Below are 26,867 nucleotides of genomic sequence, written 5' to 3' on the forward strand. Positions count from 1 at the left end.
GGCGGGGTGGGGTCGCGGTTCAGCTCGTGGTCCATGGTGTAGAACTCGCGCTCCACCACGTTGCGGACCTCGTCCGTCTGGCGACGGAACTCCCGCATGAACTTGCCGATGGCACGCGCCAGCTCGGGCAGCCGCTGCGGCCCGAGGATGAGCAGCGCGGCCACCGCGATGAGCACCATTTCGCCTGCGCCGATGTTGAACATGTCCTGACGGGCTCCCCGAAGCAGCCCGGTTTATCGCGCCCCGGGCCCCCTGGCGCAACCGCTCGACGCTTCCGGACGTCCGCCCGTCACCGTGGGCGGGGGGCAACCGGGCCCACCACCGGGCCCACACACTACTGGTGTGGGTGTGCCTGGGGCGACAAGGGGACGGCCAGGCCCTGCTCGGCAGGCACCGCCAGCGCCCGGGCCTGCTCCTTCGAGCGGACCTGACGCTCCACCACCCACAACACCGGCGGCAGCAAGAGCGACATGCCCATGGACACCCCGGCCACGAGCCCCATTCCGCCCAGCGTGCCGTCCGGCAGGTCCGTCAGGAGCTGCGCGCTGAGAAAGGCGCCCAGGGCCGCGGCCATGTGCTGGACGGCGGACTGCAACGACATGAAGCGCGCGCGCACCGGGTTGTCCGGCACGCGCGAGGTGAGCGTGTTGTAGGACACGTTGCGCACGCCCATCGCCGTCATGAAGAGCACGAAGAGCAGCGGAATCGGCAGCCACTGGGGGTAGCGCACGAAGCCCACGTAGGTGGCGACCAGCACCAGCAGCGAGCCGGCCGTGCCGACCTTGAAGGCCCCGAGCCTGTCCACCAGCGGCCCCGCCAGTCGCAGGGTGATGAAGCTCACGATGCCGCCGACGAAGTACGGCAGCCACAGCAGGTCGCGCGGGTAGCCCAGGTTCTGCTGGAGGTAGGCGGAGATGTTGGGGATGAGGACGAAGCCCGCCATCATCACCACCGCCGTCATGAGGTAGGACAGCTGCACCTCGCGGCGACCGAGCAGCTCCAGCACGCCCACCGTCTGCACCGGCCCGCGACCGTTCACCAGGTGTCCTCGCACCGGTGGCAGGAAGAAGATGGCGCCCAGCGCCACCAGCAGGCCCAGGCCCGCCACCACGAAGAAGGGCAGACGCCAGCCTCCGTGCTCGGCCAGCTTCAGCGCCATGGGCACCCCCGCCACCGAGGCGATGGAGAAGGCCCCCATCACCGCGCCCAGCGCCCTGCCCCGCCGCTCCACCGGAATCAGGTCCGCGATGATGGACAGGGACAGCGACGTGGCGGGCCCACCGAAGATGCCAGCGACGACGCGCGCCATGAGCAGCGTGGACATGCCCGTGGCCAGTCCTCCGGCCGCCGTGGCGAGGACCAGGCCCAGCATGGACACCGCCAGCGCCTTGCGCCGGTCGAACCTGTCCAGGAAGTAGCCGCCCGCGAGCCCCGCCACGCTGGCCGCCGCCGTGTACGCGCCGCCGATGGTGCCGATGTGAGAGGAGGCGATGCCCAGCCCCTTCGCGAAGTCGGGGCCCAGCGGCATCACCATCACGAAGTCCAGGATGTTGACGAACTGGACCGCGCCAATCAGGAAGACCACCCAGCGCTCGGAAACCTGTCGCTCTGTCGGCATGCCGACCCAGTCCTAAGCCATTCGCGGGCGCAGCGCACGACTCCTACACGCGGAAGCGACGCACCTCGCCCCGGAGGATCTCCGCCTGCCGCTGGAGGTTGTCGATGGCCTCCTCCAGTTGCTTGACGGAGCGTGTCTGGTGCTCGGACACGCCCTTGATGGTCTCCACGGCCTTGAGCACCTGCTCGCTGCCCTTGGTCTGCTCCTTCTGGGCGCGGTTCAGGTGCGTCACCATCTCGTTGATGCTCTCGATGGAGCGGGTGATCTGCTTGCTGCCGTGCGCCTGCTCCTGGCTGCTGCGCTGCACGTGGGCGGTGAGCGCCTTCATCTTCTCCGCGCTCTTCATGATCTGCTCGCCGCCCTTGGCCTGCTCGTTGGAGGCCTTGGAAATCTGCTGCACCGTCTCGCTGATGCGGTGGATGGAGGCCGTCACCTGCTTGCTGCCGCGCGCCTGCTCCACGGTGGCGCGAGCAATGGCCTTCACCATCTGCGTGGACTTCTGGGTGCTGTCGTTGATTTTGCGCAGCGCCCCTTCCGCCTCGCGGCCCAGTTGCACGCCCTCGTCCACGTTGCGCGCGCCCTGGTTCATCACCACCACGGCGTTGCGGCTCTCCTCCTGGATGCTGCGGATGAGCTCGGCGATTTCCTTGGTGGACGCGCCGGTGCGCTCGGCCAGGTCCTTGATTTCCTCGGCCACCACCGCGAAGCCCTTGCCGTGGTCTCCCGCCTGCGCGGCGATGATGGCGGCGTTGAGGGCCAACAGGTTGGTCTGCTCGGCCACGTCGTCGATGACGTTGAGGATGTTGCCAATCTCGGAGATGCGCCGGCCAAGGCTGTCGATGACGTCCGCCGTCGCCCGGCTGGTGTCCTTGATGCGGTCGATGCCGGTGAGCGTCTTGCGCAGCGCCTCCACGCCCGTCTGGGCGTCGTCGAAGACCTGCTCGGACAGACGCGCCGTCTCCTTCGCGTTCGCCTCCACCTGACCGATGGCCGCGTCCATCTGGCTGATGGCCGAGGACGTCTCCTCCGTGGAGGACGACAGCTCCTGGATGTTCTTGGCGACCTCCTTGATGGAGAACGTCATCTCCTCAATCGCGCTGGTGGTCTCCTCCACGCTGGCGGCCATCGCCGTGACGTTCTCCGCCACCTCGTCGTTGGTGGCGGCCATCTCCATGATGGAGGAGCTGCTCTCCTCCGCGCTCTGGTAGAGGACCTCCACGTTCTCCGCGATTCCGCGCAGCGAGGCCATCATCTCCACCATGGAGGAGGACGTCTCCTCCACGCGGGCCTGGACGGTGCTCGCGCCAGAGGACACGGTGGTGCCGGTGCGGTGGATCTGCTCGATGACCCCGGCCACCACGTCCGACACGCCGCGCACCCGGCCCAGCGTGTCGCGCCAGCTCTGGGCGATGCGGTTGAGCGCTTCCGCAAGGAGGCCCAGCTCGTCTCGCGAGCTGATGTCCACGCGACCGGTGAGGTCCGCCTCCGCGAGCCTCCGCGCCATGGTCATCATCGCGTCCAGCGGCACGAGGATGAACGTGCGGGAGATGAAGAAGGCCACGACGAGGAAGAGCGCCAGGCCGATGCCGAACGCCAGCAGCACCACGTGGCGCAGCGAGGTGACGACCTCGTCCAGCGACGAGAAGTTCACCGCCACCAGCACCTGGCCTGGGCCCTCGCGCAGCACCACCGGGCGCACAATCGCCCGGTTGCCATTGTCGAACAGGGCGCCATCCAGGGGCGCGCCGGGACTGCCCTCCAGCCGCTGCCTCAGGTTCTTCAGCAGCCACGCCTCCGCGCCAGGGGGATGGACGGCCTGCATCCGGCCGTCGGCGCCGAGGACGGCGATGAGCGCGAAGTCGTCGTCTCCTCCGTGCAGGGCCTCCAGCAGCGGAGGGAGCACGGAGACGGAGGTGTTGGCCAGATCTCGCGCGGCCTGGAGGGCCTTGTCGTCGCCGTGCTTCGTCAGGCGCGTCTCCAGGAAGTCCTCCACCCGGGCGGGGACGACGAAGAAGAGCGTCCCGAGGATGATAGCGAGCACCACGGCGAAGGAGCCGAGCAGGATGCTGCGCAGGCCGGGTTTCTTGAAGCGCGGAGCCAAGGCGAGGCACTGTAGGAATGGAAACACCGACAGGGCAAGAACCGGGGTGGAGCCCTCGTCCGCCCCTCCGCCCGGCGGGAGCCTGACTTCCCCCCGTCTGGATGCGTAAGGTCATACCCGATGAAGCCCACCCTGCTGCTGACCGACCCCCTCTTCCTCCAGCACGACCCGGGAGAGGGACACCCGGAATCCCCCGCGCGCCTGCAGCGCATCCTCGGGGTGCTCGCGCGCGCGCCGGTGCGGGGCACGGTGATGGCGTCCCCCCGCTCCGCGACGGACGCGGAGCTGATGGCGGTCCACACCCCGGAGCTGCTCACGCGCCTGCGCAAGCTCAGCGGACACCAGGCCCAGATTGACGCGGACACCCACGTCTCTCCGGACAGCGTGGATGCGGCACGGCTTGCGGCGGGCGCCTCGGTGCAGGCCGTGGAGGCCGTCATGGCGGGACAGGCGCGCAACGCCTTCGCGCTGGTGCGTCCTCCCGGACATCACGCGGAGCCGGACCGCGCCATGGGATTCTGCCTGCTGAACAACGCGGCCATCGCGGCGGAGGCGGGGCGACGGCTGGGCGCCGAGCGCGTCCTCGTGCTCGACTGGGACGTCCACCACGGCAACGGCACGCAGGCGGCCTTCTGGGGGCGCCGCGACGTGATGTACCAGTCGGTGCACCAGTTCCCCTACTACCCGGGCACCGGCGCCACGCCCGAAGTGGGCCGGGGCGCGGGTGAGGGCTACACCGTGAACGTGGGCCTGCCGGGCGGCAACTCGGACGCGGACTATGGGATGCTCTTCGAGGAGCTGCTCCTGCCAGTGGCCGAGGCCTACCGTCCCCAGTTGGTGCTGGTGTCGGCGGGCTTCGACCCGCATCAGCACGACCCCATTGGCGGCATGGACGTCACGGAGCGGGGCTTCGCCGCCATGTGCTCCGCGATGCGCGCGCTCGCCGAGCGCGTCTGTGACGGCAAGCTGGTGCTGCTGCTCGAAGGGGGCTACTCGCTGGAGGGCCTGTCGCAGTCCGTGCATGCCTGCATCGAGGTGCTCGCCGGACGCACCGACAGCTTCCCCACGGGCGACGTCCACACGGACGCGAAGGACGCGCTGGCCGCGAGCCGTCAGGTGATGAAGCCGTATTGGAGCGCGGTGTCGTAGTCGGGTGTCGACGTGACGCTGCCCCCGGGTGCGATGCCTGGAAGCGCGCGCGTGGCTACCTCCTGACGGACCCGCCGTGCCCGGGAGGGCTTCATGTCCGTCGAAGCGCCCCGGGCGTCGCGCGCCCCTCCCTGGTTTCGCGCGCGGCGAGGCCGGTGGCGCCTCCTCCTGGGCTGGGGGCTCGTGGTGGTGCTGGCCCTCGAAGGGCTGTTGAACCTGGTGCTCAATGTCGGGCTGGTGCCCGCGCAGCTCGCCAGGGCCACGCCGAGGACGCGGGTGGAGTGGCGCGGAGGCTGGTGGTTGTGGCCCGGGCCCGTGCACCTCCGAGGCTTCTCCGTGTGGCAGCGGGATGCTCGCGTGGAGTGGCGCATCGACGCGGAGACCGTGGAAGCCCACGCGTCCCTCTTCGCGCTCCTGTCCCGGCGGGTCCACGCGCAAGGGGTGCGTGCCCGAGGTGTGAGCGTGCACGCGGAACCCATGCCCGCGCTGGAGACCACGCCCACGAGACGCCGGCACTCGCATCCGTGGGAAATCGAGCTGCGGGACATCGAGCTGGAGGACCTGCGCGAGCTGACGTTGAAGCCGGTGCGCTACGTGGGCCCGGGTCAGGCGAAGGGCTCGGTGCGGCTGGTCACCGGCCAACGACTCACCGTGACGCTCGACACGCTCCACCTGGAGGACGGCGCGCTGGAGCAGGAGGGACGGACCGTGGCGCGCGTGCGGGAGGTGTCGGGCATGCTGGACCTCGATGCCATCCGAGCCGCTCCGGAGGAGCCGCGCCGGGTGGCGAAGTTCGACGGACGGCTGGGCGTGCGCTTGGAGATCCTCGACCTCGCCTGGCTCGGGGCGCTGCTGTCCCGGGAGCATCCTGACCTGCTGTGCGAGGGCGCCGGACAGCTCGACGCGGAGGTGCGCATCCAGGGAGGACACCTGGCCGCGGGCAGTCGCGTGGATGCGAGCGGTGCTCCGCTGGAGCTGCGGGTGGGCCCCGTGCGCGCGCGTGCCCCCTGGAGTGTTCACGGCGAGGTGACGGAGGACGGAGGCACCGGGGCTCACAGCGTGCTGAAGATGCGCTTCGCCCCTGTCCACGTGGAGGGCAAGGCGGGACGCGTGCTCGAGATACCGGAGGTCTCGCTCACGCTGTGGGCGAAGACGGATGCCCCCGACGCGAAGCCCCAGGTGAAGCACGAACTGCACGTGATGCGCAGTCGGCCCGTGGACCTGCGGATGCTCAACGCATGGATGGGGAAGACCTTCCACGTGGAGTCGGGTCACGCCACGCTGGAGGCGTCGGACAGCACGAGCGGACACGAGGACTCACAGCGATTGCGGCTGAACCTCTCTTCGAACCTCGTGGAAGGACGGTGGGCGGGAATCCTCATGCTCGGCAAGGCCTCCGCCGAAATCGACGCGCGGCGTCTGCGCCTGCACGGCAAGAGCCTGGGCCTGGATGGCTCGGCGATTCACCTGAACCACGTCTCAGCGGACGTACCGCACATCACGATTCGCGGATGGAGTGGGCGATTCGACCTGCCCCACGCGCGGTTGACCCTGGAGCCCGTCGAGCTGGAGGCACACTTCTCCGCGCACTTCTCCAACGCGGACCCGTTCGTCGCGCTGCTCACGGCCGAAAAGAAGCTCCCGGGGTTCCTGTCGCCCTTGCTGGAGGCACGGGACTTGAGGGTCACCGGCCAGGCGCGGATGAGCGACGCGGGATTACAGGTACGCGCGCTGCACGCGAAGGCGGACGGGCTCGAACTGGAGGGCCGCCTGGATACGGCACGGGGAACCACGCACGCGCTCATCTACGCGAAGGTGGGAATCCTCTCGGGGGCCATCGAAGTGAAGCCCGGTGACACCCATGTGCAGCTCAAGGATGCACGGCGCTGGTACGAGGAGCGGCTCCCGACGCCCTCTGACTGAGGGAGCACGTGAAGCCGTCACACGTGCCGGGACGACTCCGCCGGCTTCGCGCGCCTGGCGTCTTCCGTGCGCGTCCGGGCGTCATGCGACAGCCCGAGCATGAAGGCGAACATCAGGCCCATCACCAGTTGCAGCGCCACGAGGAGCATCTGGAACACTCGGGCGTCGTCACCCTGCCCCGGCACACCGAGCAGTGCCAGGATGGCCCGCGTGCCGACGAAGCCCGGCGCGAGCTGGAGCAGACCGGGCATGATGATGGTCGACGGGAGTCGCTCCGGCAGTCGACTGTAGAGCTGGCCCGCCACGCCCAGCACGAAGGCGGAGATGAGCGGGCTGCCCTTGTCGCCGAACACGCCCTTGGTGAGTTCCTGAACGCCCCAGGCCAGCAGCACCGCGCCGACAATCCACGGCGTATCGCGCCGCCTCGCGGACATGCAGAGCGTCAGCGCCAGGCCCCCCACGGCGATGATGACCAGCACCACGGCATCAGGGAGCGCGTTCGCATGCATCTGCACCGGAAGCGGCCCGAACAATCTCCAGAGCGTCCCCGCGGCGCCGATGCCCACGGCCAGCATGAGGAAGCGCAGCAGTCCATAGGTGAGCCGTGAAATCCCCGCCTCCACCGACTCGCCCACCAGCTCCGCCGAGCCCAGCGTCACCACCATCGCCGGCACGAGCAGCGTCACGCCCCCGAAGAGGGCGCGCGCCGCATCGAACGTCGGCAGCACGAAGGTCAGACCGAACGCGAGCAGTGTCCCTAGAAACGCGGCGAGGAAGCTCTTCTGCAGGTCCAGTCGCTCGGACTTGAGCGTGCCGAAGTGAATGCCACCCGCGAGCACCCCCACCACGAGCGCCGCCACCAGCTCCCACCAGCCGCCGCCGACACGGGCGGCGACCGCCGCGCCATACACGCCATACGCGAGGTAGACGAGCCACTCGGGGTGCAGCTGATGGGGCGCCATGATGCGGTCCAGCTCGGCGCGGGCCTCGGCCACCGTGCGCTTCCCCCGTGCGATGGACTCCGACAGCAGGAGCAGCGAGGCGGCACGCGTCAGGTTCCAATGCGGATTGAAGGGCAGCCGTTGGAAGTCGACGCGGCGACTCGCGCCCGAGCGCACCTCCGTCAGCGCGAGCGTCTGGAGGGTGAAGACCTCCACCTCCAGCCCCCAGGCCCGCGCCGCCTTCTTCACGCGATTCTCCACGCCGAAGGAAGGCACGTAGGACAGGTGCAGCGCCCGCGCCAGGTCGAGCAGCAAGGCCACGGTCGCGTCCTCGTCGAGCAGCGCCCCGGACTCTGGTGCCTCGCTCATGCGCGCCGCCCTCCTGGCGACCTGCCCTTCCGACGGAAGCCCGTCTCCCTTCGACGAACCCGAACCGCCCGCACCTGGAGGTGGGGACCCGTCAGGCACGCGGAAAGCAGCCCTCCGGGGCAACGCCGTGTCGCGCTCCATGCGAAGCCGCGTCACCGCATCGACGGGGCCTCGTCATCGGCGTCCTCGTCGGGACTCTCGTCCTGCTGCGCCAGCGCGAAGCTCGCGCCGATGATGACGCTGAGCTGGAGGAAGCGGACCTTCTGGCTCGGGGACAGGGGCTGGAGGCCCGCTCGCTGAAGAGCGTCGGCAAGGCGCTCGGTGACCTCCTGGCCCCAGGCCACATTGCCGCCCACCGTGAAGCGGGCGCGGCCCGCCGTGAAGTGCAGTCCGGTGGCGACATGGTAGAGGTCCCAGCCCGCCAGCAGCGCGTTCATGCGAGATGTCGCTGTCACGCCACTGAAGTCCGTGTGCGCGCTCACGTAGGCGCGCAGCCGGGACCCCAGCCGCTGCTCCACGCCCAGCGCCACGTTGACCAGCGGCGCGAGCGCGAAGTCGACGTCCGGGTCGATGACCTCCTGGGAGTCCCGGGGAGAGAACGACGCGGCATCGACCAGCGTGAAGGGCTTCACCCGGGCGAAGCCTTCCGCCGCCAGGTACACGGACGTGCCCCCCAGCGTCCCACTCACGCCGAGCGCCACCGCCCAGCTCGACTGGAACCTCGCGGCGAGCCCCTCCTGGAAGTCGAAGGCGGACGCGGGCGTCGACGACAGCCCGAAGCCCCGCTCCAGCACCGCGCGCTCGAAGCTCGATTCACCCTCCCCCCACAGCGCCACGCTCGGCGTCGTCACGGTGAGGCCCGCGGACATGGACTCCCGCTGGTAGCTCACCCCCAGCTTCGCGAGCAGCCGCACGTGGCGCAGGTGGAAGTCGCGGCCGAGCGTGGACAGCAGCGCGCTTCCTCCGGCGCCCGAGCCCTGCGCCAGCACCTGGATGTTCGTCTCCTGGTCCCTCACCGCCACGAAGGGACTGACGCCCACGCCCACGTGTCTTCCCAGGGGAAAGGACCACGTGAGCCCCGCCCAGTACTCCCCCACGTCCTGGTCCAACCGCACGTCCGCCGCGAGCTGGTCCATGCCTGGCACCCCACCCAGGTCCGTACCCGTGCCCTGCTCGCGAGACTCCAGCGACGCGATGAACCCCTGCCGCGTCAGCAGCGAATAGGCGAGCCGCGACCTGCCCAGGAAGCCCCAGCGCAGCGAACCCGCGATGAGGGAGGGCAGCACGTCGACCCTCGACTCGGTGAGGCCCTCACCGTTGCCCAGGCCGTTCTGGACGGAGAGGCGCGTGGACTCGAAGACGGTTCCCGTCAACTCCAGCTCCGGCGTGCGCAGGAGCGCGAGCGCACCCGGGTTGTAATAGACGGCGCTGATGTCACCCGGGTTCGCGATGAACGCGCCGCCGAGCAGCCACGCCCGGTTGCCGAACTGTCGCGTCCAGTAGTGCGCGTCCTGTGCCCGGGCCAGGGGCGACATCAGGAGAAGCAGCAACAACCCCCACGGCCTGACTCCTGGCATCCATCCACCCGGGACTCGCGGAACGTCGCAAGGTGACCACCGGCCAGCGCCCGTGCCATCGCCCTCCGAACGCAGTCCGGTGTCCACGAGCCACGAAGTCGGGCCGGGCCGTCGCACCGTCGGCCTGTCCCCCCGTCCGCCCCGTCTTGTTCCCCGGGGCCGCCACGCTCACTCCTATTCCACATTCACGTCCGGGGGATTCGATGGCGGCCCAGAAGAAGAAGGAAACGAAGAAGCAACCCAACATCCTCGTCATCTTCGGTGACGATATCGGCTACTGGAACGTCAGTGCCTACAACCTCGGGGTGATGGGGTACCGCACGCCGAACATCGACCGGCTGGCGAAGCAAGGCGCTCTCCTCACCGACTACTACGCGCAGCAGAGCTGCACGGCGGGGCGCGCGGCGTTCATCACCGGCCAGTGTCCGTTCCGCACGGGGCTCACCAAGGTCGGCATGCCGGGCGCCAAGGTCGGCCTGCAGGCCGAGGACCCGACCATCGCGGACCTGCTCAAGGCCCAGGGCTACCGGACCGCGCAGTTCGGCAAGAACCACCTGGGAGACCGCGACGAGTTCCTGCCCACCGTCCACGGCTTCGACCAGTTCTTCGGCAACCTCTACCACCTCAACGCGGAAGAGGAGCCAGAGAACCCCGACTACCCCAAGGACCCGGCCTTCAGGAAGCGCTTCGGTCCGCGCGGTGTGCTGCGGTGCAAGTCGGATGGCAAGGGCGGCCAGAAGGTGGAGGACACGGGCCCGCTCACCAAGAAGCGGATGGAGACGGTGGACGAGGAGTTCCTCTCCGCCGCCATGGACTACCTGGACGACGCGAAGAAGTCCGACCAGCCCTTCTTCATGTGGTTCAACACCACGCGCATGCACGTCCACACGCACCTGAAGCCGGAGTCGCGCGGCAAGACGGGGCTCGGCCTCTACCCGGACGGCATGGTGGAGCATGACGGCATGGTCGGGCAGCTCCTCGACAAGCTCGACTCAATGGGCCTGTCGGAGGACACCATCGTCGTCTACACCACGGACAACGGCGCGATGACGTGCATGTGGCCCGACGGCGGCATGACGCCCTTCCGCGGCGAGAAGGACACCAACTGGGAGGGCGCCTTCCGCGCGCCGTGTGTCGTGCGCTGGCCCGGCGTGATTGAGCCCGGCACGCAGATCAACGAGCTGTTCTCTTCCGAGGACTGGCTGCCCACGTTCCTCGCGGCCGCGGGCGACCCGGACATCGTGGACAAGCTCAAGAGCGGCCATGAGGCAAACGACAAGAGCTTCAAGGTCCACCTGGATGGCTATGACCAGCGGGAGCTGCTGTCCGGCAAGGGGCCCTCCGCGCGCACGGAGTTCTTCTACTTCGGTGACGACGGAGAGCTGGTCGCCGTGCGCCACGGGCGCATGAAGCTCGTCTTCGCGGAGCAGAACGCCAAGGGCATCGAGGCCTGGGGTGAGCCCTTCACCATCCGCCGCGCGCCGCTCGCCTTCGACCTGCGCGCCGACCCGCTGGAGCGCTCGCAGGACGCCGTCGGCTACCAGTCCTGGCTCATCGACCACGCCTTCTACTTCGTGCCCGCGCAGCAGGCCGTGGCCCGGTTCCTCTCGAGCTTCCGAGAGTTCCCGCCGCGTCAGCGGCCGTCGAGCTTCTCCGTGGATCAGGTCGTCGCGAAGCTGGAGAGCGCGCCCTCCGGCATGCACTGAGCGCATGAGCCAGGCCCGCGTCGTCCAGTGCGACGGCGCGCGCCTCCGGCTCACACGGGCTGGGGGTGCTCCTGCTCGGCGAGCACGTAGCGCGAGATGGCGCCGAGCAGCTGCTCCACGTCCACGGGCTTGCGCAGGTAGTCCTCCACGCCGAGCGCGGCCACCTCGCGCGCGCTCACGCCCTGTCCGGAGATGACGACTACCGGGATGGGCGCCAGCGAGGCGTCGGCGAGCTGCCTGTCGCGAAACTCCCAGCCATTGACGTCCGGCATCATCAAGTCCAACAGAATCACGGAGGGGCGCGCGCCATGGCGCAGCAACTCCAAGGCCTCGCGCCCTCCTCGCGCCAGCAGCACGCGATGCCCCTCCAGCTCCAGCACGTCCTTGAAGGCCAGCAGGATGTCGGGGTCGTCGTCTACCGCGAGCACGTAGTTCGAGGGCGTCATGTCCGAGTCTCTCCTCGTGTAGACAAGGTGCGGACGAACAGGCCCCGCGTCATCGCCCTGCTGCCTGGCGAGGCACGCCCGGCGGGGCCAGTGCGTGCACGCTCGTCAACAACGCGGCGCCCCGGTTCCAACCGGACAGACGAGGCCCCGCCCCATCGCCGGGGCCGCCGCGCGGCATGGATTTGTGTCCCAATTCCGCCGCCAACCGTGCGAGAAGCAGCCACGCAGCCAGGAGGAGACACCATGGCGGAGATGAGCTACCGGACGGCGCTGGTGACGGGCGCCTCGAGCGGGCTGGGACGGGGCCTGGCGCTGTGGCTGGCCAAGCGAGGCCTGCGCGTCTTCGCCGCCGGGCGCCGGCTGCCGCAGCTGCAAGCCCTCGCCGCCGAGGCCCAGGCCGCTGGCGCGACGGTGGAGCCGCTGGAGCTGGATGTCACGCGCACGGAGGCCCATCTGGAGCGCCTGCGCGAGCTCGACTCGGAGTGTGGCGGCCTGGACCTGGTCGTGGCCAACGCCGGCGTCGGCGGAGTCACGCACGGCAAGCGCCTGGACTGGGACAAGGTGCGCGCCATCATCGACACCAACGTCACGGGCGCCGCCGCCACGCTGACGGCCGTGCTGCCGCGCATGGTGGAGCGCCGCCGCGGACACGTGGTGGGCATCTCCAGCCTCGCGGCCCACCGGGGGCTGGCGGGCCACGCCGCGTACTCCGCCTCGAAGGCGTTCCTCGCCACGTTCATGGAGAGCCTGCGCGTGGACCTGAGCAGCACCGGCGTGCGCGTCACCTGCATCTACCCGGGCTTCGTGAAGAGCGAGATGACCGCGGACAACCACTTCCCCATGCCCTTCCTGATGGAGACGGACGCGGCCGTGGAGCTGATGGGCACGGCCATCCTGCGCGGCGAGACGGAGCTGTCCTTCCCGTGGCAGTTGGCCCTTCCCTCGCGGCTGGCGAAGGTGCTGCCCAATCCCCTCTTCGACGCCGCCGCCCGTCGGCTGCGCTGACCCTTCCTCTTAGCCAGGAGCTGGAACGATGACGTCCCCTCAATCCTTCGCCCAGCGCTTCGCCCGCCTCGCCGACGAGCGCTCCCCGTTCTGCCTCGGCGTCGACCCGTCGAAGGACCTGCTCGCGCGCTGGGGGCTGCCCGACACCGCGAAGGGCCTCTCCGACTTCTGCGAGCGCATCTTGGATGCGGCCGGTGACAGCGTCGCGGTGGTGAAGCCGCAGAGCGCGTTCTTCGAGCGCCACGGCCCCTCGGGACTCCTGGTGCTCCAGTCGCTGATGTATCGCTTCAAGGATGCGGGGACGCTCACGCTGCTCGACGTGAAGCGCGGTGATATCGGCACCACCATGGACGCCTACGCGGAGACCGTCTTCGGCGCGGGCAGTCCGTACGAGGCGGACGCGGCCACCTTCACCGCGTACCTGGGCCTGGGCGCGCTGGTGAAGACGATTGAGCGGGCGCGGGCGTCCGGTGCCTGTGCGTTCCTCGTCGTGCGCTCCTCCAACCCGGAGGGCACGTCGCTCCAGACGTCCATGGGGGCCGATGGCCGCACCGTGGCGGAGGTGCTCGCGGATGGCCTGCGCGAGCTGAACGAGAAGGCAGGGCCGGGCGAACTGCCCGCTGGCGCGGTGATGGGCGCCACCCTGCCCGCTTCGGACCGGGGCGTCGTGAAGCGGCTGGGCGGCGCGCTGATGCTGACGCCAGGAATCGGTGCGCAGGGCGCGGGCTTCGACGACCTCAAGAGCCTGTTCGCCGGGCGCGAGGCGCAGGTCATCCCCACCGCCACGCGCTCCGTGCTGGAAGCGGGGCCCGATGTCGCCTCCCTCCGAGCGGCCATCCAGCGCCACGTGGAGCCCGCGCGCCGCTTCCGCATGGGCGCCTGACGAGGAAGAGGCGCCCTCCTCGCCGCGCTGACGCGTCGCGGGGATGCCCACTATCAGCACCGCGCGGGAGCCTGAAACGACTCGGGCCCCGCGTCCTCCCGAGGGAGGCGCACGGGGCCCGGAGGTCCACGGCGGTGAGCGCTACTGCGCGCCCATCATGAACTGGTCCACGTCGACAGTGTTCTTGTCGGGCACGGCGTCCTTCGGCTCGGTGCCCTTCTTGAAGAACATCAGCTCGGAGCCCTTCGCGCCGGGGCTCGCAATCTTGCCCGTCTTCTTGTCGATGTGGAGCCGCACCAGGTCCATCGACTGCCACGGGTAGAACTCCGACTGCGGCCGGCCCTCCAGCGCGCGCTTCATGTAGTTGAGCCAGATGGGCAGCGCCGCGCGGCCACCCGTCTCGTAGCGGCCGAGCGGATGCGGGTTCAAGTCGTAGCCCACCCACGCCACCGTCACGAGGTCCCGCGTGTACGCCGCGAACCACGCGTCGAAGGAGTCGTTCGTCGTCCCCGTCTTGCCAGCCGCGGGCTTGCCCAGGCGCGTGGCCGGGCCACCCGTTCCCTGGAGCACCACGCCGCGAAGCAGGTGCGTGAGGATGAAGCCGACCTCCGCGCTCATCACCTGTTCACCGGGCTCGAAGAGGCGCGCGTAGCCGGCGGCCACGCGGTCCTGCAGCGGCGCCCACGCGTCGTCGAACGCGGTGTGGTCCTCCAGCGTGCGGCCAAAGCGGTCCTCCACCTTGCGCACGAAGTACGTGGGCTTCTTGCGGCCGTAGCGGTTGAACGTCGCGTAGGCGTTGGCCAGGTCCACCGGGTACACGCACGAGGAGCCGAGCGCCGCGGAGAAGTCCATGTTCATGGGCGTGGTGATGCCCAGCTTCGTGCTCCACGCCGCCATGTTCTTCACGCCCACCGCGCCGAACGTCTTCACCGCGGGGATGTTCATCGAGTTGACGAGCGCGGTGCGCAAGAGCACGTCGCCCACGAACTCCTCGCTGTAGTTCGCCGGCTTCCAGGACACCTTGTTGTCCGGGTCGTGTTCCACAATCGGCGAGTCGACGATGACGGAGGCCTCCGTCCAGTTCAGCTGCTCCAGCGCCGCCGAGTACACGAAGGGCTTGAACGAGCTGCCCGGCTGACGGCACGCCTGGAAGGCGCGGTTGAACTCGTTGTCGTCGAAGTCGTACCCACCCACCATGGCCGTGAGGTACTGGCGGTGGGGGTCCACGGAGACGAGCGCGCTCTGGGCCTCGGGCGTCTGCTCCAGCCGGAAGAGCTTCACGCCCTCCTCGGGGATGTCCTCGGCCAGCTTCTTGTCCCACTGCTCCTTGTCGTCCGTGAGGTCCTTCTTCGTCACGTGACGCACGACGACGAGGTCGCCCACGGCGATGGCCTTCTTCACCGACGAAATCATCATCGCCGGGTAGTAGCCCTCCGGGTTCACCTTGCGCGCCCAGCGCATGCCGAGCAGCGGCAGCCGCCCCGCATGCGGGCCCACCTGGATGTCCGCGCCCCTGCCGTCCGAGTCAAGCTGCGTGACGGCGGCCACATAGAGCCGGCCCTCGGTGAGGTCCTCCTTGCCCATGTACCTCTTCGCGCGCTCGATGAAGGCCTTGAGCGCCTCCGGCGTGAGCTGCTGCACCGGCCCGCGCCAGCCCTGACGCTTGTCCACGGAGAGCAGGCCATCCATCACCGCGTCCTGCGCGGCGCGCTGGCGCTCGCTGTCCATGGTGGTGAAAATCTTGAGGCCGTCCTTGAGCAGCACGGGGTTGCCGTACCGTTCCACCACGTCCTTGCGCACCTGCTCCACGAAGTACGGGGCGAACTCGTGGAAGACGTCCTCCACGGGGAACACGTTCACCACTTCCGCGTTGGCCGTGTCGTGCTCGGCCTGCGAAATCATCCCCTCCACCAGCATGCGGCGCAGCACGTAGGCGCGGCGCTTGCGAGCGGCGTCCGGACGCAGGAAGGGTGAGTAGCGGCTGGGCGCCTGGGGGAGGCCCGCGATGAGCGTCATCTCCCCGAGCGTCAAATCGCGCACGTCCTTGCGGTAGTAGTTCTCCGCCGCGCTCTGCACGCCGTAGCTGTGGTGCCCGAGGAAGACGTTGTTCAGGTAGAGGTAGAGAATCTCTTCCTTGGTGAGCGACTGCTCCAGCCGCAGGGCGAGGATGGCCTCGCGAATCTTGCGGGTGAGCGTCTTCGCCGTGGCGGACTTGTAGCCCTCGGCGGAGATGAGCACCGCCTTCGCGGTCTGCTGCGTCAGGGTGGAGCCACCCTGGATGCCGCCGGAGCGCAGGCCCAGCTTCGAGCCAATCGTCTTGAAGGCCGCGCGCGAGGTGCCCAGGATGTCCACGCCGAAGTGGTCGAAGAAGCTGGAGTCCTCGCTGGCGATGAACGCCTGCACCAGCCGCTTCGGAATCCGCTCGTAGGGGACGACCTTGCGCCGCTCGTTGTAGAACTCGCCCGCGAGCACCGCGTCGTCCGTGTAGACCTCGGTGACGATGGGCGGCCAGTACTCGTCCACCTTGGGGATGGCCGGCAGTCCGTCCGAGTACACGTAGTAGATGGCCACCAGGCCCACCGCGCCCGCCGTGGCGCCCGTGAGGGCCAGCCACCCACCCAGCTTCAGCAGCACCTTCCACCAGCGCCCGGGGGGAACCCCCTTGAGCACCAGCTTCGAGCGGCTTCGGTCAGTCGTCTTGGAGTCGGACATACGTGTATCGGAACCTCGCGGGCGTCACGGCCTCAGGGCAGCAATGCGGCCCGCTTGAGCACGTCTCGGAGCTCGGGGGGGATGGGGGCTTCCACGGCCACCTTCGCCCCGCCTTCGGGGTGGGGAAATTCGATGCGCTCGGCGTGCAGGAACAACCGCTTGAGCCCCCAGCGCGCCTGCACGTCGCGATTGAAGGCGAAGTCACCGTATTTCTTGTCCCCGACCACGGGGTGGCCAATGGAGGCCAGGTGCCTTCTTATCTGATGGGTGCGCCCGGTCTCGATGGAGCAGGACAGGAGCGCCACCTCGCCCGACTGCTTGACGACCTTCCATCGGGTGAGGGCCTCCTGCATGTTCACCCCGCGACGGGCCTTGGACTCGGCCGTCTGCTGGTGCTCCGACAGGGGCAGGTCGATGACCCCGGACTCCTTGGGCATCTTCCCCTTCACCAGGGTGATGTAGCGCTTCTTGGAGAGGCCATGGGTGAAGACCTCCGTGAAGTGCACCATCGCCGGGCGCCGCTTGGCGACCAGGATGACGCCGGAGGTCTCCCGGTCCAGGCGGTGGGCGGGTGACGCCGTGAAGTCGTTTCGGACGGCCTTGGGTCCCAGATAGGCGCGCACGTAGTCCACCAGCGTGCCGCCGGTGATGCCGCTTCCGGTATGGACGGCCATCCCGCTGGGCTTGTCCACGGCCATCAACCAGTCGTCCTCTCTCAGAATGACCAGCCGGCTGGGGTCCACCGGCGGGGGTGGACGGTCCACTTTCGGACGGTCCTCTCCCCTGAGCGTCTGCTCGTCTCCACGGATGGTGAGCACGTCTCCGTCCGCGAGCAACTGCTCGGGCTGGGCACGTTTCCCGTTCACCCGCACCTTCTTGGTGCGAATCATCTTGAACAGGTGGCTCACGGGGACAGTGGGGAGCCGTTTGCGCAGGAGCTTGTCCAGGCGCATCCCGGCGGTGTCGGTCTCGATTCGGTACTCGATCATTTGTGCTGGCGCGCGGACCAGACCATACGAATAATCCCCGGTCCATGCCGAAAGCCCCCAGTATCGAGAAGCTCCTCCAGAACGGGTCGGCCGAGTGGAACCGACTGCGCAAGGGCGGTCAGGTCCCGACCGAGCACACTGGCGCCACCTTCACGCAACTTTTCTCCGCCAACGCGGACTTGTCGGGCCTCGGGCTCGTCGGCTCCGAGTGGGAGCGGTGCGATCTGTCGAAAATCAACTTCCGGGACACGGACCTGTCGAACGCCTATTTCCACGGCGGACGGCTCCAGGACTGTGACTTCCGGGGGGCCAACCTCGAAGGGGCGACCTTCGAGAAGCTGAAGCTGCTCCGCTGTGACTTCACGGGCGCCAAGGGTCTGGACGACGTGGAGATGGACGATGTGGACATGGACCGGGTGGTCGGTCTGGACGGAGAGGAAGCGCCTCCGCCGCCTCCGCCTCCGGCCCAGGGCATCACCGCGTTCACCCGCGAACAGCGGGAGAAGGCGCTGGGCGTGCAGGCCGCGGCGCTCATGATGGGAGAGCCGGCGGAGGAGCTGCCGCCGTTCAAGCCGCAGGACCCGCCCGGCTCGCTCTTCTTCCGGGGCCTGAAGCGCCTGGCGATGCCGCCGTTGTGGGTGCTGGATGTGCCGGGGTTGCGGCCGCTGGTGCCGCAGCGGATGCCTCCGGGCAGCTCGCTGGAGACGCTCTACCGCGAGGCGGTGAAGACGCGGCTGGAGAACAAGAAGCCGTCGGCGGACCCGGGCGTGGTGGAGAAGGCGCAGAAGGCGCTGCGGATGGGTGCCAAGGACGCGGCCGTGTCGGCCATGTACCTGCGCGAAGTGGGCGTGTTGCCGCTGTTCCGCTTCTCCGCGGCGCAGGTGTTGAAGGCGGCGCTGCGCGAGGAAGTGGACGTGGATGACCTGACGGGGTCCATCGACCCTCGGACGACGGGCGCGCTGTTGGAGCTGCGGCTGACGCACGAGGTGGTGGAGCACCTGCAGGAGGCTCGGCGGCGACTGGCGGCGACGCAGTTGTACACGTCGCTGCTGGAGGCGGGCTTCAACCCGGACAACAACTGGGACGAGGCGCTGGAGTCGAGCGAGGCGGCGCTGGAGCTGGCGCACCTGGCCACGGGCGACAACCGCGACACGCTGTTCGAGGGCTTCCAGGTCTTCTCGGCGCTGCCCGAGGAGGCGCGGTTGCGCCGGCTGGCGTATCTGGCCGAGTCGGTGTCCAACCTGGAGCTGGTCAGCCGGCTGCCGGAGGGGATGGAGCCGGCGTGGCTGCATGGGCCGGAGACGCGTGAGTGCCACGAGCGGGAGATGACCTACGTCCAGTCGCTGAAGGCCGAGGACATCCCGACGAAGGTGGCGGCGCTGGCGAAGGCGGAGCTCGGCGTTCCCGAGGGCTCGGTGCCCGAGGAGAGCGACGGGGATTTGTTCATCCACCTGCGCTGTGACGTGTGTGGCAAGGAGAAGCTCATCGTTCAGTCGCCCGACGCGGAGTGACGGCGAGTTGAACGGTGGGGCCCTCGGGGCCGCTGGAGTCCTCTTCGGGACTCGGCGGCCCCGAGGTGTTTCTGGAGTCCGGCTCGGGATACAGCCCGCGTCACTCGACAAGCACGTTCGCACCGAGTCCGGCAACGTCAGGACGCCCCCGGCCCTCAAGTCCTTCACGGGGCCAGAACCGTGACGTCGCACTTCGGGCCTGTTCACTTCTGAACAGGCCCAGATTAACTCCGCGCGGCGTCACCTTCCCCCAGAACAGGAACTTCCTTGCCATGAGATTTGCGTTCGCGCTCTTGATTCCTCTCATTTCAGTCGCCGAGCCCCCATCTCCAAGCACAACCATGGCCTGCACGGACGGAACAATCAATTACACCACACACGCCAATGGCTGTCGCGAAAAACGGGTTTGCAATGACGGCGCATGGGACTCCGATGGCTGCAGCGGAGTCGTGGCCTGTACGGGATGTGGCGGGAAACAAGGAACCCAGACATGCTCGGACTCGTGCGACGTCAACGGCTGCAATGTAGGAGCGGAAATCTGCAACAACTGCGACGACAACGGGGACGAAATCATCGACAATGCCCCCACAAGTCTCAACTTCTACAGCCTGACGGAGACTTGTAATCCGAACTCCTGCGGCATCGCGGGAACGCGGACCTGCACAGCAACGGGCTGGAATGCGTGTTCCGGCTGCGGTGGCACGGTGGCATGCCAAGGCTGTGACAACAAGACGGGCACCCGTGCGTGTTCTGCGAATTGCTCCGTTGGGGCAGGTTGCAACACAGGCGTCGAGACCTGCAATAACTGCGACGACAACGCAAATGGACAAGTCGACGAGGAAGTGTTTCGAAACACGTGTAGCAGCACTGCCGGATGTGGTGGACGCGAAAAGTGCCTCGGCGGTCAGTTCACATGCCAGTATTACACAGGGACTCGGCGTGCCTGCCTTGAGTTGACGGATTCCTGCCCCCAGTCGACGGCGGAATGCCGTGCAGATGGAAGCTCTGGCCCATGTCAGCCAACGACCGCACGCGCAGAAGACTGCAACTCCTGTGACGACAACCTCGATGGAGTTGTCGACAACCTCCCCGGAGGCGGAGTCGGAAGCATCACCAAGCCATGCAGCAATTCGCTCGGACTCTGCCCCGGAATCAACCAAGTCTGCGAAGTACGCCCGGTCAACAATGGGACCTGGCTGAACAACCGCTGGACCGCCTGCGTCGCCCCCCCTGAGACGTGCAATGGCGAGGACGACGACTGCGACGATGGGATCGACGAGGGTGAGGTCTGCCTCACGGAGAGCTCTCCCGTCTGCCCCCAGTCGCCCTGACAGCGACTCGGGATGTTCCCTGAGACTTTCGACATAGCCATTTTTGAGGCAACCATCTTGAAACAAAAATTCCTCTCACTACTCCTACTGACTATCGCCCTCGGCTCTTGTGGGCCGGACAGTAACAAGAAGTCTCCCCCACCACCCCAACCCACTACGGGCCGCCAGCAACAACCCCTGGCGCTCCCAACGACCGTCATTCTTCCAACGGAAGTCAGCGCGCAAGGCACCGCCATTGGAAGTATCGACAACTCTTCGGGCGCAACGGCAGACGGTGTCGCGACTTATCGCATTCCGCTCTGGACTCCAGCAGGCAGAGCGGGAATCCAGCCGGACCTGTCACTCACCTACAGCAGCGATGAGGGCAATGGACTGATTGGCGTGGGTTGGAGGCTGTCTGGTACCTCCCGCATTACCCGGTGCGGAAGAACCGTCGTGCAAGACGGTGAGGCCTCGCCCATCACCTTCTCGACATCGGATGTCTTCTGCCTCGACGGCCAGCGTCTGGTCGCGGTGCAGGGGGATTACGGCGCGTCGGAAACCGAATACAGGACCGAACTCGAGAGCTTCACCAAAATCCTCTCCCTCGGTGCAGATGAGTATGGGCCCGAGCGCTTCGAGGTCTACCTCAAGGACGGTCGGGTGCTTTCCTACGGGCTTGAGAATGGCTCGAGCCTCATGGGGCGAAGAATCCAGGTTCGCCCCGGGGAAGACACCAACATCGAGACCACGCTCGAACCGGCACTCAACCGCTATGCATGGGCCCTCGCCAAGATCTCAGACCGGGTTGGCAACTTCCTTTCGTTCCACTACACACTGACGTCTCCTCCAGGAGACCACGGCTACGAACACCTCCTGTCGCGAATCGAATACACCGCCTCATCGATTGCGCCGACCACCCCCGCCACTCGCTTCGTCCACGTGAAGTATCAACCCCGTCCGGACACGCGGTCTCAATACGTAGCGGGCCTCAAACTCGTTTCTACCCAGCGTATCGAGTCCATGGAGATGCACGGCCCCAAGCCCTTCTCCGCCGGGCTGCTACGCAGCTACCGGTTCACCTACGCACTGAGCACCCTTCGAGGCAGCAGTGAACTGCGCACCCTCACGGAATGCGATGGGAGCCAGGTCTGCAAGCGGCCCCTGATGTTCTCATATGCGCCGGATCAAACTGTGTTCAGTGAAATCAATACGGGAGCTGCCGACCTGACGGACCTCCCAAACTCTGACGGCAATCGCGACAACTGGTTGCTGCAAACCGCCGACATGAATGGAGATGGGCGCGAAGACCTGATCTATCGGAAGTCCGCGGGCGCACAAGACCCATCCAATGGATACTCGCTCTTCAAGTGGGTGGTGCGCCATGCCCTGCCACAAGGAGTGGGCGTGGGCCCCCCCGTCGACACTGCGCTCCCCACCACGTGTGCGTCCCCACGGCTGGGGGAAAATGGCCGATGGCTCGATCTCAATGGTGACGGCCTCACCGACATCAGCCTTGTTCAGAAATTCGGCTGCGACCCGCAGAGCACACGACAATTCAACAACTACCTGAACAGCAGCACTGGTCTCCAGTTGGTCGACACCGGAAGTGCTAGGGACATGTGGTTCGCGGACCTTGAGGGGGATGGCCTGATGGAATCTCTCCAGGTCGTACCCACTCCTGCTGGCGAGCAGCTCTCCTATAGACCCAATATCAACGGGGTGCTCCAGCCGCTTCTTCCCATCAGCACCTCCTATCTCAACGACAACGTCGCGTTCAGCTTGGACCTCCATGCCACCGGTCGGATGGGACTGCTGATCACCGATAAGGATGTGCCCCCCGGAGGGGGGCTCGGAGTCATGTGGCAGCGCTACTGGGCCGTCGAGAAATCCAACGGGCAGTTCCACAAGCAAGCCACCACTTTGGTTCGAACGGAAGTCAATGACAAGGTCTACTTGTTCGCGGACATCAACGGCGACAAGTTGCCAGATGCCATCCGGTCTCCCACGACAGGTGGAACGGGGCTGGAAACCCTCATCAACACCGGCAATGGCTTCGCGGAGCCAGTGCCCCATACGCTCCCTGCGAATGCAACGTTAGGCCCCTGGAGCCGGGACAACGGCGTCCGAATCGTGGACTTCGACAGGGATGGGCGTGACGATCTGCTCCTGCTGGGGAGCCACCCGCAGCGACCGAGTCCCGTCGTTCTGCTGTCTCGCGACAACTCATTCATCGTTCATCCGCTTGCCATCCCGTTCGGGCGCACGACCCTCTCGGGCTATGTATTGTCACAGACGCTCGATCTTGACGGAGATGGGCGCATTGACATCGCGCAGGTGGTGGATGGAACGTTGCGCATTTACAAGCAACAGAACACCTTGCCCGGCATGCTCGTGCAGGCGGAAAACAGCCTGGGGTCAAAGGTCAACTTCGTCTACAAGCCTCTCACCGATTCAACCGTCTACCAACCTGGTACGAATTGTGGACTTCCTCGGCCATGCGTCAAACGGGGGAAGTGGGTGGTCGCCGAGCATCAAACCGATGCGGGAGAAGGGCATCCCACACGGGCAACGCGATACAGCTACGAGGATGGCCGGATCGATTCAGCCGGGCGTGGATGGCTGGGATTCGCAGCCGTGGTCACGACGAACCTCCAGACTGGCTCCATTCTTCGCACCGAATACGACAATCAAACCAAAGTGGGGACCCTGTACCCCTACATCATGAAGCCGATTCGGATGCGAACCCAGGTCGTCGAAGGGGACTTGCATACGACCATCGAGCAGTTGATGACCTATCAGAACAGCGTACGCGTGGGAGCTGACGGAGTCTCACGCATTACCACCGTATCGCTCGCAGGAGGCCAGGACAGCGAAGTCACCCATTCTCAGTCAGTTCCGGCTTCCTCTGGGTTCACTCGAACGACCACCACCACGCTTCAGCACGACCCCGTCTACGGAAACCTCCTCTCGAAGACACAACAGACCGTCGGTGGTGACTCATCGACAGTGACAGTCGAGTATTCCAATACCGCTTCGACCTGGAGGATAGGACTTCCTACTCGGGTCCAGGAAAGCAACACGGTGGGCGGATTGACCACCACTCGCACCAAGCGAATGGAGTACGCGCCAAGCACCGGGCTTCTCGAGAAAGAAGTCACTGATCCCGACAGCCCGAGCCAGAAGCTCATCGTTCACTACTCAAGAGATTCCGACGGTCTGGTATCCCAGATTGCGCGAGAGGTCGCCGGGCTTCCTTCTCGCACCACCACCTTCACGCATGACCTGGTCGACAGAACGTACCCCGCCTCCGTCACCAACGCAGTCGGGCATACGATTCAGTATGCCTATCATCCGGGACTGGGAGTTCTCGGGGTGACCGTCGACGAGAATGATGTTCGCACGGAATGGCAGTACGACGGGTGGGGACGTGTCCGGAGGGAGAACGGCCCTACCCTCGCGGACACCACTGTGAATTATACCGCGTCCTCAATCGCGGGGCAGGCATTCCAGGTTCACACCCGACAGGACGGCGGAAAGGAAACCTGGACAGGGTATGACCGACTGGGAAGAATCGTCACAGAACGAAGTCTCGCCTTCGCGGCCCAGACCTATACGGATCTATCCAGGGAGTACGATGGATTGGGACGACTGGTACAGGTCAAGTCACCCAATCCTCGAGGGGGCACCAACCCGGTGACCACGATGTTCCAGTACGACAAGTTGGGGCGAACCACCAAGACCCTGAATCCGGATGGTACATCCATCTCGACGAGTTTCACGGCGGCCCCCGAAGGGCTCTGGATTCGTACGGTCGATGAGAAGGGCAATGTCTCACGGGTACTCGTGGACGCAAACAGCCGCACGGTCCGAAGCGAGGATGAGAAAGCCCCAAGCGCTATCCTCGCAACCACTTACGAATACGGCCCCTTCGGAGTGTTGCGCAAAGCGCGGGACAGCGCGAACAATGAGGTACTCTTCGAATACGACTCCTGGGGGCGGCGAACACGCCAAGTAGACCCTGATTCGGGTGAAGATCTCACGACGTTCAATCCCTTTGGTGATGTGGTCCAAACCAGGGATGGAAACGGAACTGTCACACAATTCCAGCACGACGCACACGGCCGAGTCGTGCGGTTCGACAGCACCAAGGACGGACGGTCCACGTTCGAATGGGACCAGGGTGCTCATGCCAAGGGGAGGATGACCACCAGCACCCGCCACGGAGACCTCTCCACCACACTGGACGACATCGTTGTGGGGTATGCCTTTGACAGCCAGGGGAGACCCGAAACGGAAACCTGGAGCATTGAAACCCGGCTCTACACGCTAAGCAGGACCTACGACGCCCATGGGCGCCCGTCGCAGCTCACCTATCCCTCTGTCCAGGGGCAGGCGCTCCGGGTTGAGCATGGGTACTCCTCCTGGAACGGGCAGCTCACCGTCGTCAAGGAGCCAGGCACGTCTGGCACGGTGCATTGGCGCGCCGATGCCGTCACTAAGTTGGGACAGCTCTCACAGGAGACGTTTGGAAATGGAGTGGTCACACGTCGGCTATACGATGTCCTGGGGCGGCTCAAGTTCATCGACAGCAAGCTCCAACCTGCTGGCACCCCCATCCAGGCGCTGGCATATGACTATGAATCGAATGGCAATCTCCGAACTAGGCATGACCGCATCGCCAAGACCTCCGAGAGCTTTGCCTACGATGCGCTCGACCGGATCACACGCTGGTCCGTCACACAAAACTGCAACACCTCGATACTGAGCTACGGATACGACGACCTGGGCAATTTGACCTCGCGTACCGTTGCGCAAGGTACAGGGGTCGGTGGCACCTATACCTATGGTGCGGGGACAGCGGGTCCCCACGCAATCACGGGCTCCGCCGAGGGTACGTACACCTATGATAGTGGAGGCAACCAGCTTGAAGCGCCCGGCCGCTCGGCACAGTTCACGGGCTTCCGACTGCCCTCATCGATAACAGACGGGGTGAAGACGGTGTCGTTCCGGTACGACGCGCTCCAGCGACGTGCTGTGAAGCAAAGCACGGATGGCTCTGTGACCAGCTATGTAGGCGGACTTTACGAAGAGCGCCGGACGCTGGATGGGACAGTTGTCCATGCGTTCCTGGTGCAAGGTGCGGGACGGGCCGTAGCGCAGGTTGTCTGGAAGGCCGTTGCCGGCAATCCGACATTGGAGAAACGGTGGTTCTATCTCCATCAGGACCACCTTGGCTCGCTGGAAAGTCTGACCGATGCTTCTGGCGCCGTCGTGCTCAGGTCGAAACACGAGCCCTTCGGACAACGAAGGCAGCCCGGCAACCTGACGGCACCGGAGACCACTTCGCCCGGAGACATGCGTCTCGGCTTCACGGGACACGAACACGACGACGAACTACGCCTCATCAACATGCGCGGGCGAATGTATGACCCCCAGACGGGGCGATTCCTGAGCCCAGATCCAAGCGTCCAGGCTCCCCTCTTCGGACAGTCATTCAATCGCTACAGCTACGTCCTGAACAACCCTCTGCGGTTCTCGGACCCATCTGGATTCGTCACGTCGGAGCGGGTGACCTACTACGACAGTTGGTACGGTGGCTATGTTTCGCGAGACTTCGCTGCCGGCACCCCTGCATCGTCCTTTTCCCCTGACCTCGGCTGGGGAACCATGGAGGGATTCTTCGCCGCACTTCATGGCCGCAGTCTGGACCCAATCATTCGGACGGAGTCGTCCACTGAAGGCTCTTCCAGCACGTCATACACCAATCGCTCACATGAAGGAAAATCCATGCTAGGGACGATTGTGCGTGAACTACGCTATGGGCCTGCACCTAGCGCCTCTGCGCTCAGTGGGTACCTACTTCTCGTCTACTATCACTGGACTCAATCCTACACTGGGGTGCTCATGGGTGCGACCTATGGAGCAATACCTTTCTCGAATCTTTTGCCTCTCCCCGACGGAATGTCAGACGACGCACGATTTGGCTTCTCGCTAGGACTGGGAGCCGCCAGCGCGGTGGAGTTCCTCACCGGGCTCGCCTCCATCGCTCGCGGAGTGGGTGAATCAGGCACGGCTATGGGCTCCATGCTATTTACTGACGTCGGCATCCTTACCGCACCACTAGCCATTGACGGCGCTGCAGCGATTTACACCGGACGAGTGCTAGTGCTTGATTCGTCCCTAAAGGCCAGCCGGGCATTGAACATATTAGCTGGCGACATCGTAGCACATATGATGAGCGGATCCGGTGGCCCGGGATCGGGCGGAGGTTCAGGATCGTCTGGAATGACCATTGGTGGACGCCCGTGGCGAGCACACAAGGTTGGAGACACCGCGTGCCAAAGCGGTTGCGAAGATGTCGCCACGGAGATCCAGAGAAGAATGGGTGGCGACATCAAAGTCATCACACAACCGCATGGGCATGGATACCTTGGCGGAATGAGAGATCCGGGCGGCATTGAATTCAAAAATCCTGCTGGCCACCAACCGCCCTGGACGTTTCATGTCGTCGTCACCAAGAATGGACGCGTGTATGATGCTTTTACGGGGCCCGCTGGCGAAGCATTCTCAGCATACAAGGCTCGATGGGAATTCGCCGATGTCATCAATTTTGGATTCTAGCGA

General features: G+C 66.2%; 15 protein-coding genes. 7 read left to right on the forward strand and 8 right to left on the reverse strand.

Annotated elements, in window-relative coordinates; translation table 11 throughout:
- From tatB to HR086_RS10775, 3 genes are all read right to left on the reverse strand, one after another.
- Positions 1-203: Sec-independent protein translocase protein TatB (gene tatB, locus HR086_RS10765; RefSeq protein ID WP_174465536.1), on the reverse strand; the 203-nt coding region annotated here is incomplete at its 3' end.
- A gap of 131 nt (positions 204-334) precedes the next feature.
- Positions 335-1,618: an MFS transporter gene (locus HR086_RS10770; RefSeq protein WP_141644277.1), complete on the reverse strand. Its 1,284-nt coding sequence runs from the start codon at positions 1,616-1,618 to the stop codon at positions 335-337.
- Between the two features lie 43 nt (positions 1,619-1,661).
- Positions 1,662-3,719 carry a methyl-accepting chemotaxis protein gene (locus HR086_RS10775; RefSeq protein WP_174463241.1) on the reverse strand — a complete coding sequence of 686 codons (2,058 nt, stop codon included), beginning with the start codon at positions 3,717-3,719 and terminating at the stop codon, positions 1,662-1,664.
- A gap of 120 nt (positions 3,720-3,839) precedes the next feature.
- On the opposite strand from HR086_RS10775, the gene HR086_RS10780 reads away from it, so the two are divergent.
- Positions 3,840-4,868, forward strand: coding sequence for a histone deacetylase (locus tag HR086_RS10780; RefSeq protein ID WP_174465537.1), 1,029 nt, complete (start codon positions 3,840-3,842; stop codon positions 4,866-4,868).
- A gap of 93 nt (positions 4,869-4,961) precedes the next feature.
- Positions 4,962-6,791 carry a hypothetical protein gene (locus HR086_RS10785; protein ID WP_174465538.1) on the forward strand — a complete coding sequence of 610 codons (1,830 nt, stop codon included), beginning with the start codon at positions 4,962-4,964 and terminating at the stop codon, positions 6,789-6,791.
- Between the two features lie 17 nt (positions 6,792-6,808).
- On the opposite strand, the gene HR086_RS10790 is transcribed toward HR086_RS10785, so the two are convergent.
- Entirely contained in the window at positions 6,809-8,101 is a 1,293-nt protein-coding gene (locus tag HR086_RS10790; RefSeq protein ID WP_174457535.1) for a threonine/serine exporter ThrE family protein, read from the reverse strand.
- A gap of 152 nt (positions 8,102-8,253) precedes the next feature.
- Complete coding sequence (locus HR086_RS10795) at positions 8,254-9,654, reverse strand: hypothetical protein (protein ID WP_174465539.1); 1,401 nt, start codon at positions 9,652-9,654, stop codon at positions 8,254-8,256.
- Between the two features lie 227 nt (positions 9,655-9,881).
- Here HR086_RS10795 and HR086_RS10800 point away from each other — a divergent pair, with 227 nt between their 5' ends.
- Entirely contained in the window at positions 9,882-11,384 is a 1,503-nt protein-coding gene (locus HR086_RS10800; RefSeq protein ID WP_174465540.1) for an arylsulfatase, read from the forward strand.
- Positions 11,385-11,434: 50 nt separating this feature from the next.
- Here HR086_RS10800 and HR086_RS10805 read toward each other — a convergent pair whose 3' ends face one another.
- A complete protein-coding gene (locus HR086_RS10805) occupies positions 11,435-11,830 on the reverse strand; it encodes a response regulator (protein WP_141644284.1) in 396 nt (131 codons plus the stop codon).
- 243 nt (positions 11,831-12,073) lie between these two features.
- On the opposite strand from HR086_RS10805, the gene HR086_RS10810 reads away from it, so the two are divergent.
- Both HR086_RS10810 and pyrF read left to right on the forward strand, forming a co-directional pair.
- Positions 12,074-12,835, forward strand: a complete 762-nt coding sequence (locus HR086_RS10810) for an SDR family NAD(P)-dependent oxidoreductase (protein WP_141644285.1) — start codon at positions 12,074-12,076, stop codon at positions 12,833-12,835.
- A gap of 28 nt (positions 12,836-12,863) precedes the next feature.
- A complete protein-coding gene (pyrF, locus tag HR086_RS10815) occupies positions 12,864-13,718 on the forward strand; it encodes an orotidine-5'-phosphate decarboxylase (protein ID WP_174465541.1) in 855 nt (284 codons plus the stop codon).
- A gap of 141 nt (positions 13,719-13,859) precedes the next feature.
- On the opposite strand, the gene HR086_RS10820 is transcribed toward pyrF, so the two are convergent.
- Both HR086_RS10820 and HR086_RS10825 read right to left on the reverse strand, forming a co-directional pair.
- A complete protein-coding gene (locus tag HR086_RS10820; RefSeq protein WP_141644287.1) occupies positions 13,860-16,430 on the reverse strand; it encodes a penicillin-binding protein 1A in 2,571 nt (856 codons plus the stop codon).
- Between the two features lie 32 nt (positions 16,431-16,462).
- On the reverse strand, positions 16,463-17,419 hold the full coding sequence (locus HR086_RS10825; protein WP_141644288.1) for an RluA family pseudouridine synthase: 957 nt from the start codon (positions 17,417-17,419) through the stop codon (positions 16,463-16,465).
- A gap of 44 nt (positions 17,420-17,463) precedes the next feature.
- Here HR086_RS10825 and HR086_RS10830 point away from each other — a divergent pair, with 44 nt between their 5' ends.
- Together HR086_RS10830 and HR086_RS10835 are read left to right on the forward strand one after the other, a co-directional pair.
- The gene (locus HR086_RS10830) at positions 17,464-18,930 is read left to right on the forward strand and encodes a pentapeptide repeat-containing protein (protein ID WP_174457538.1); all 1,467 of its coding nucleotides are present in this window, start codon (positions 17,464-17,466) and stop codon (positions 18,928-18,930) included.
- A 1,388-nt stretch (positions 18,931-20,318) separates the two neighbouring features.
- A complete protein-coding gene (locus tag HR086_RS10835; RefSeq protein ID WP_174465542.1) occupies positions 20,319-26,864 on the forward strand; it encodes an RHS repeat-associated core domain-containing protein in 6,546 nt (2,181 codons plus the stop codon).
- Positions 26,865-26,867: the final 3 nt, after the last annotated feature.

This window comes from Myxococcus sp. CA039A, from assembly GCF_013336645.1.
GTDB classification, from domain to species: domain Bacteria; phylum Myxococcota; class Myxococcia; order Myxococcales; family Myxococcaceae; genus Myxococcus; species Myxococcus llanfairpwllgwyngyllgogerychwyrndrobwllllantysiliogogogochensis.

What these genes read in the sequence shown, in the direction of transcription:
- HR086_RS10790 (WP_174457535.1), bottom strand. Translation starts at nt 8,101, where the DNA reads ATGAGCGAGGCACCAGAGTCCGGGGCGCTGCTCGACGAGGACGCGACC.
- pyrF (WP_174465541.1), top strand. Translation starts at nt 12,864, where the DNA reads ATGACGTCCCCTCAATCCTTCGCCCAGCGCTTCGCCCGCCTCGCCGAC.
- HR086_RS10805 (WP_141644284.1), bottom strand. Translation starts at nt 11,830, where the DNA reads ATGACGCCCTCGAACTACGTGCTCGCGGTAGACGACGACCCCGACATC.
- HR086_RS10825 (WP_141644288.1), bottom strand. Translation starts at nt 17,419, where the DNA reads ATGATCGAGTACCGAATCGAGACCGACACCGCCGGGATGCGCCTGGAC.
- HR086_RS10780 (WP_174465537.1), top strand. Translation starts at nt 3,840, where the DNA reads ATGAAGCCCACCCTGCTGCTGACCGACCCCCTCTTCCTCCAGCACGAC.
- HR086_RS10800 (WP_174465540.1), top strand. Translation starts at nt 9,882, where the DNA reads ATGGCGGCCCAGAAGAAGAAGGAAACGAAGAAGCAACCCAACATCCTC.
- HR086_RS10770 (WP_141644277.1), bottom strand. Translation starts at nt 1,618, where the DNA reads ATGCCGACAGAGCGACAGGTTTCCGAGCGCTGGGTGGTCTTCCTGATT.
- HR086_RS10820 (WP_141644287.1), bottom strand. Translation starts at nt 16,430, where the DNA reads ATGTCCGACTCCAAGACGACTGACCGAAGCCGCTCGAAGCTGGTGCTC.
- HR086_RS10810 (WP_141644285.1), top strand. Translation starts at nt 12,074, where the DNA reads ATGGCGGAGATGAGCTACCGGACGGCGCTGGTGACGGGCGCCTCGAGC.
- HR086_RS10785 (WP_174465538.1), top strand. Translation starts at nt 4,962, where the DNA reads ATGTCCGTCGAAGCGCCCCGGGCGTCGCGCGCCCCTCCCTGGTTTCGC.
- HR086_RS10830 (WP_174457538.1), top strand. Translation starts at nt 17,464, where the DNA reads ATGCCGAAAGCCCCCAGTATCGAGAAGCTCCTCCAGAACGGGTCGGCC.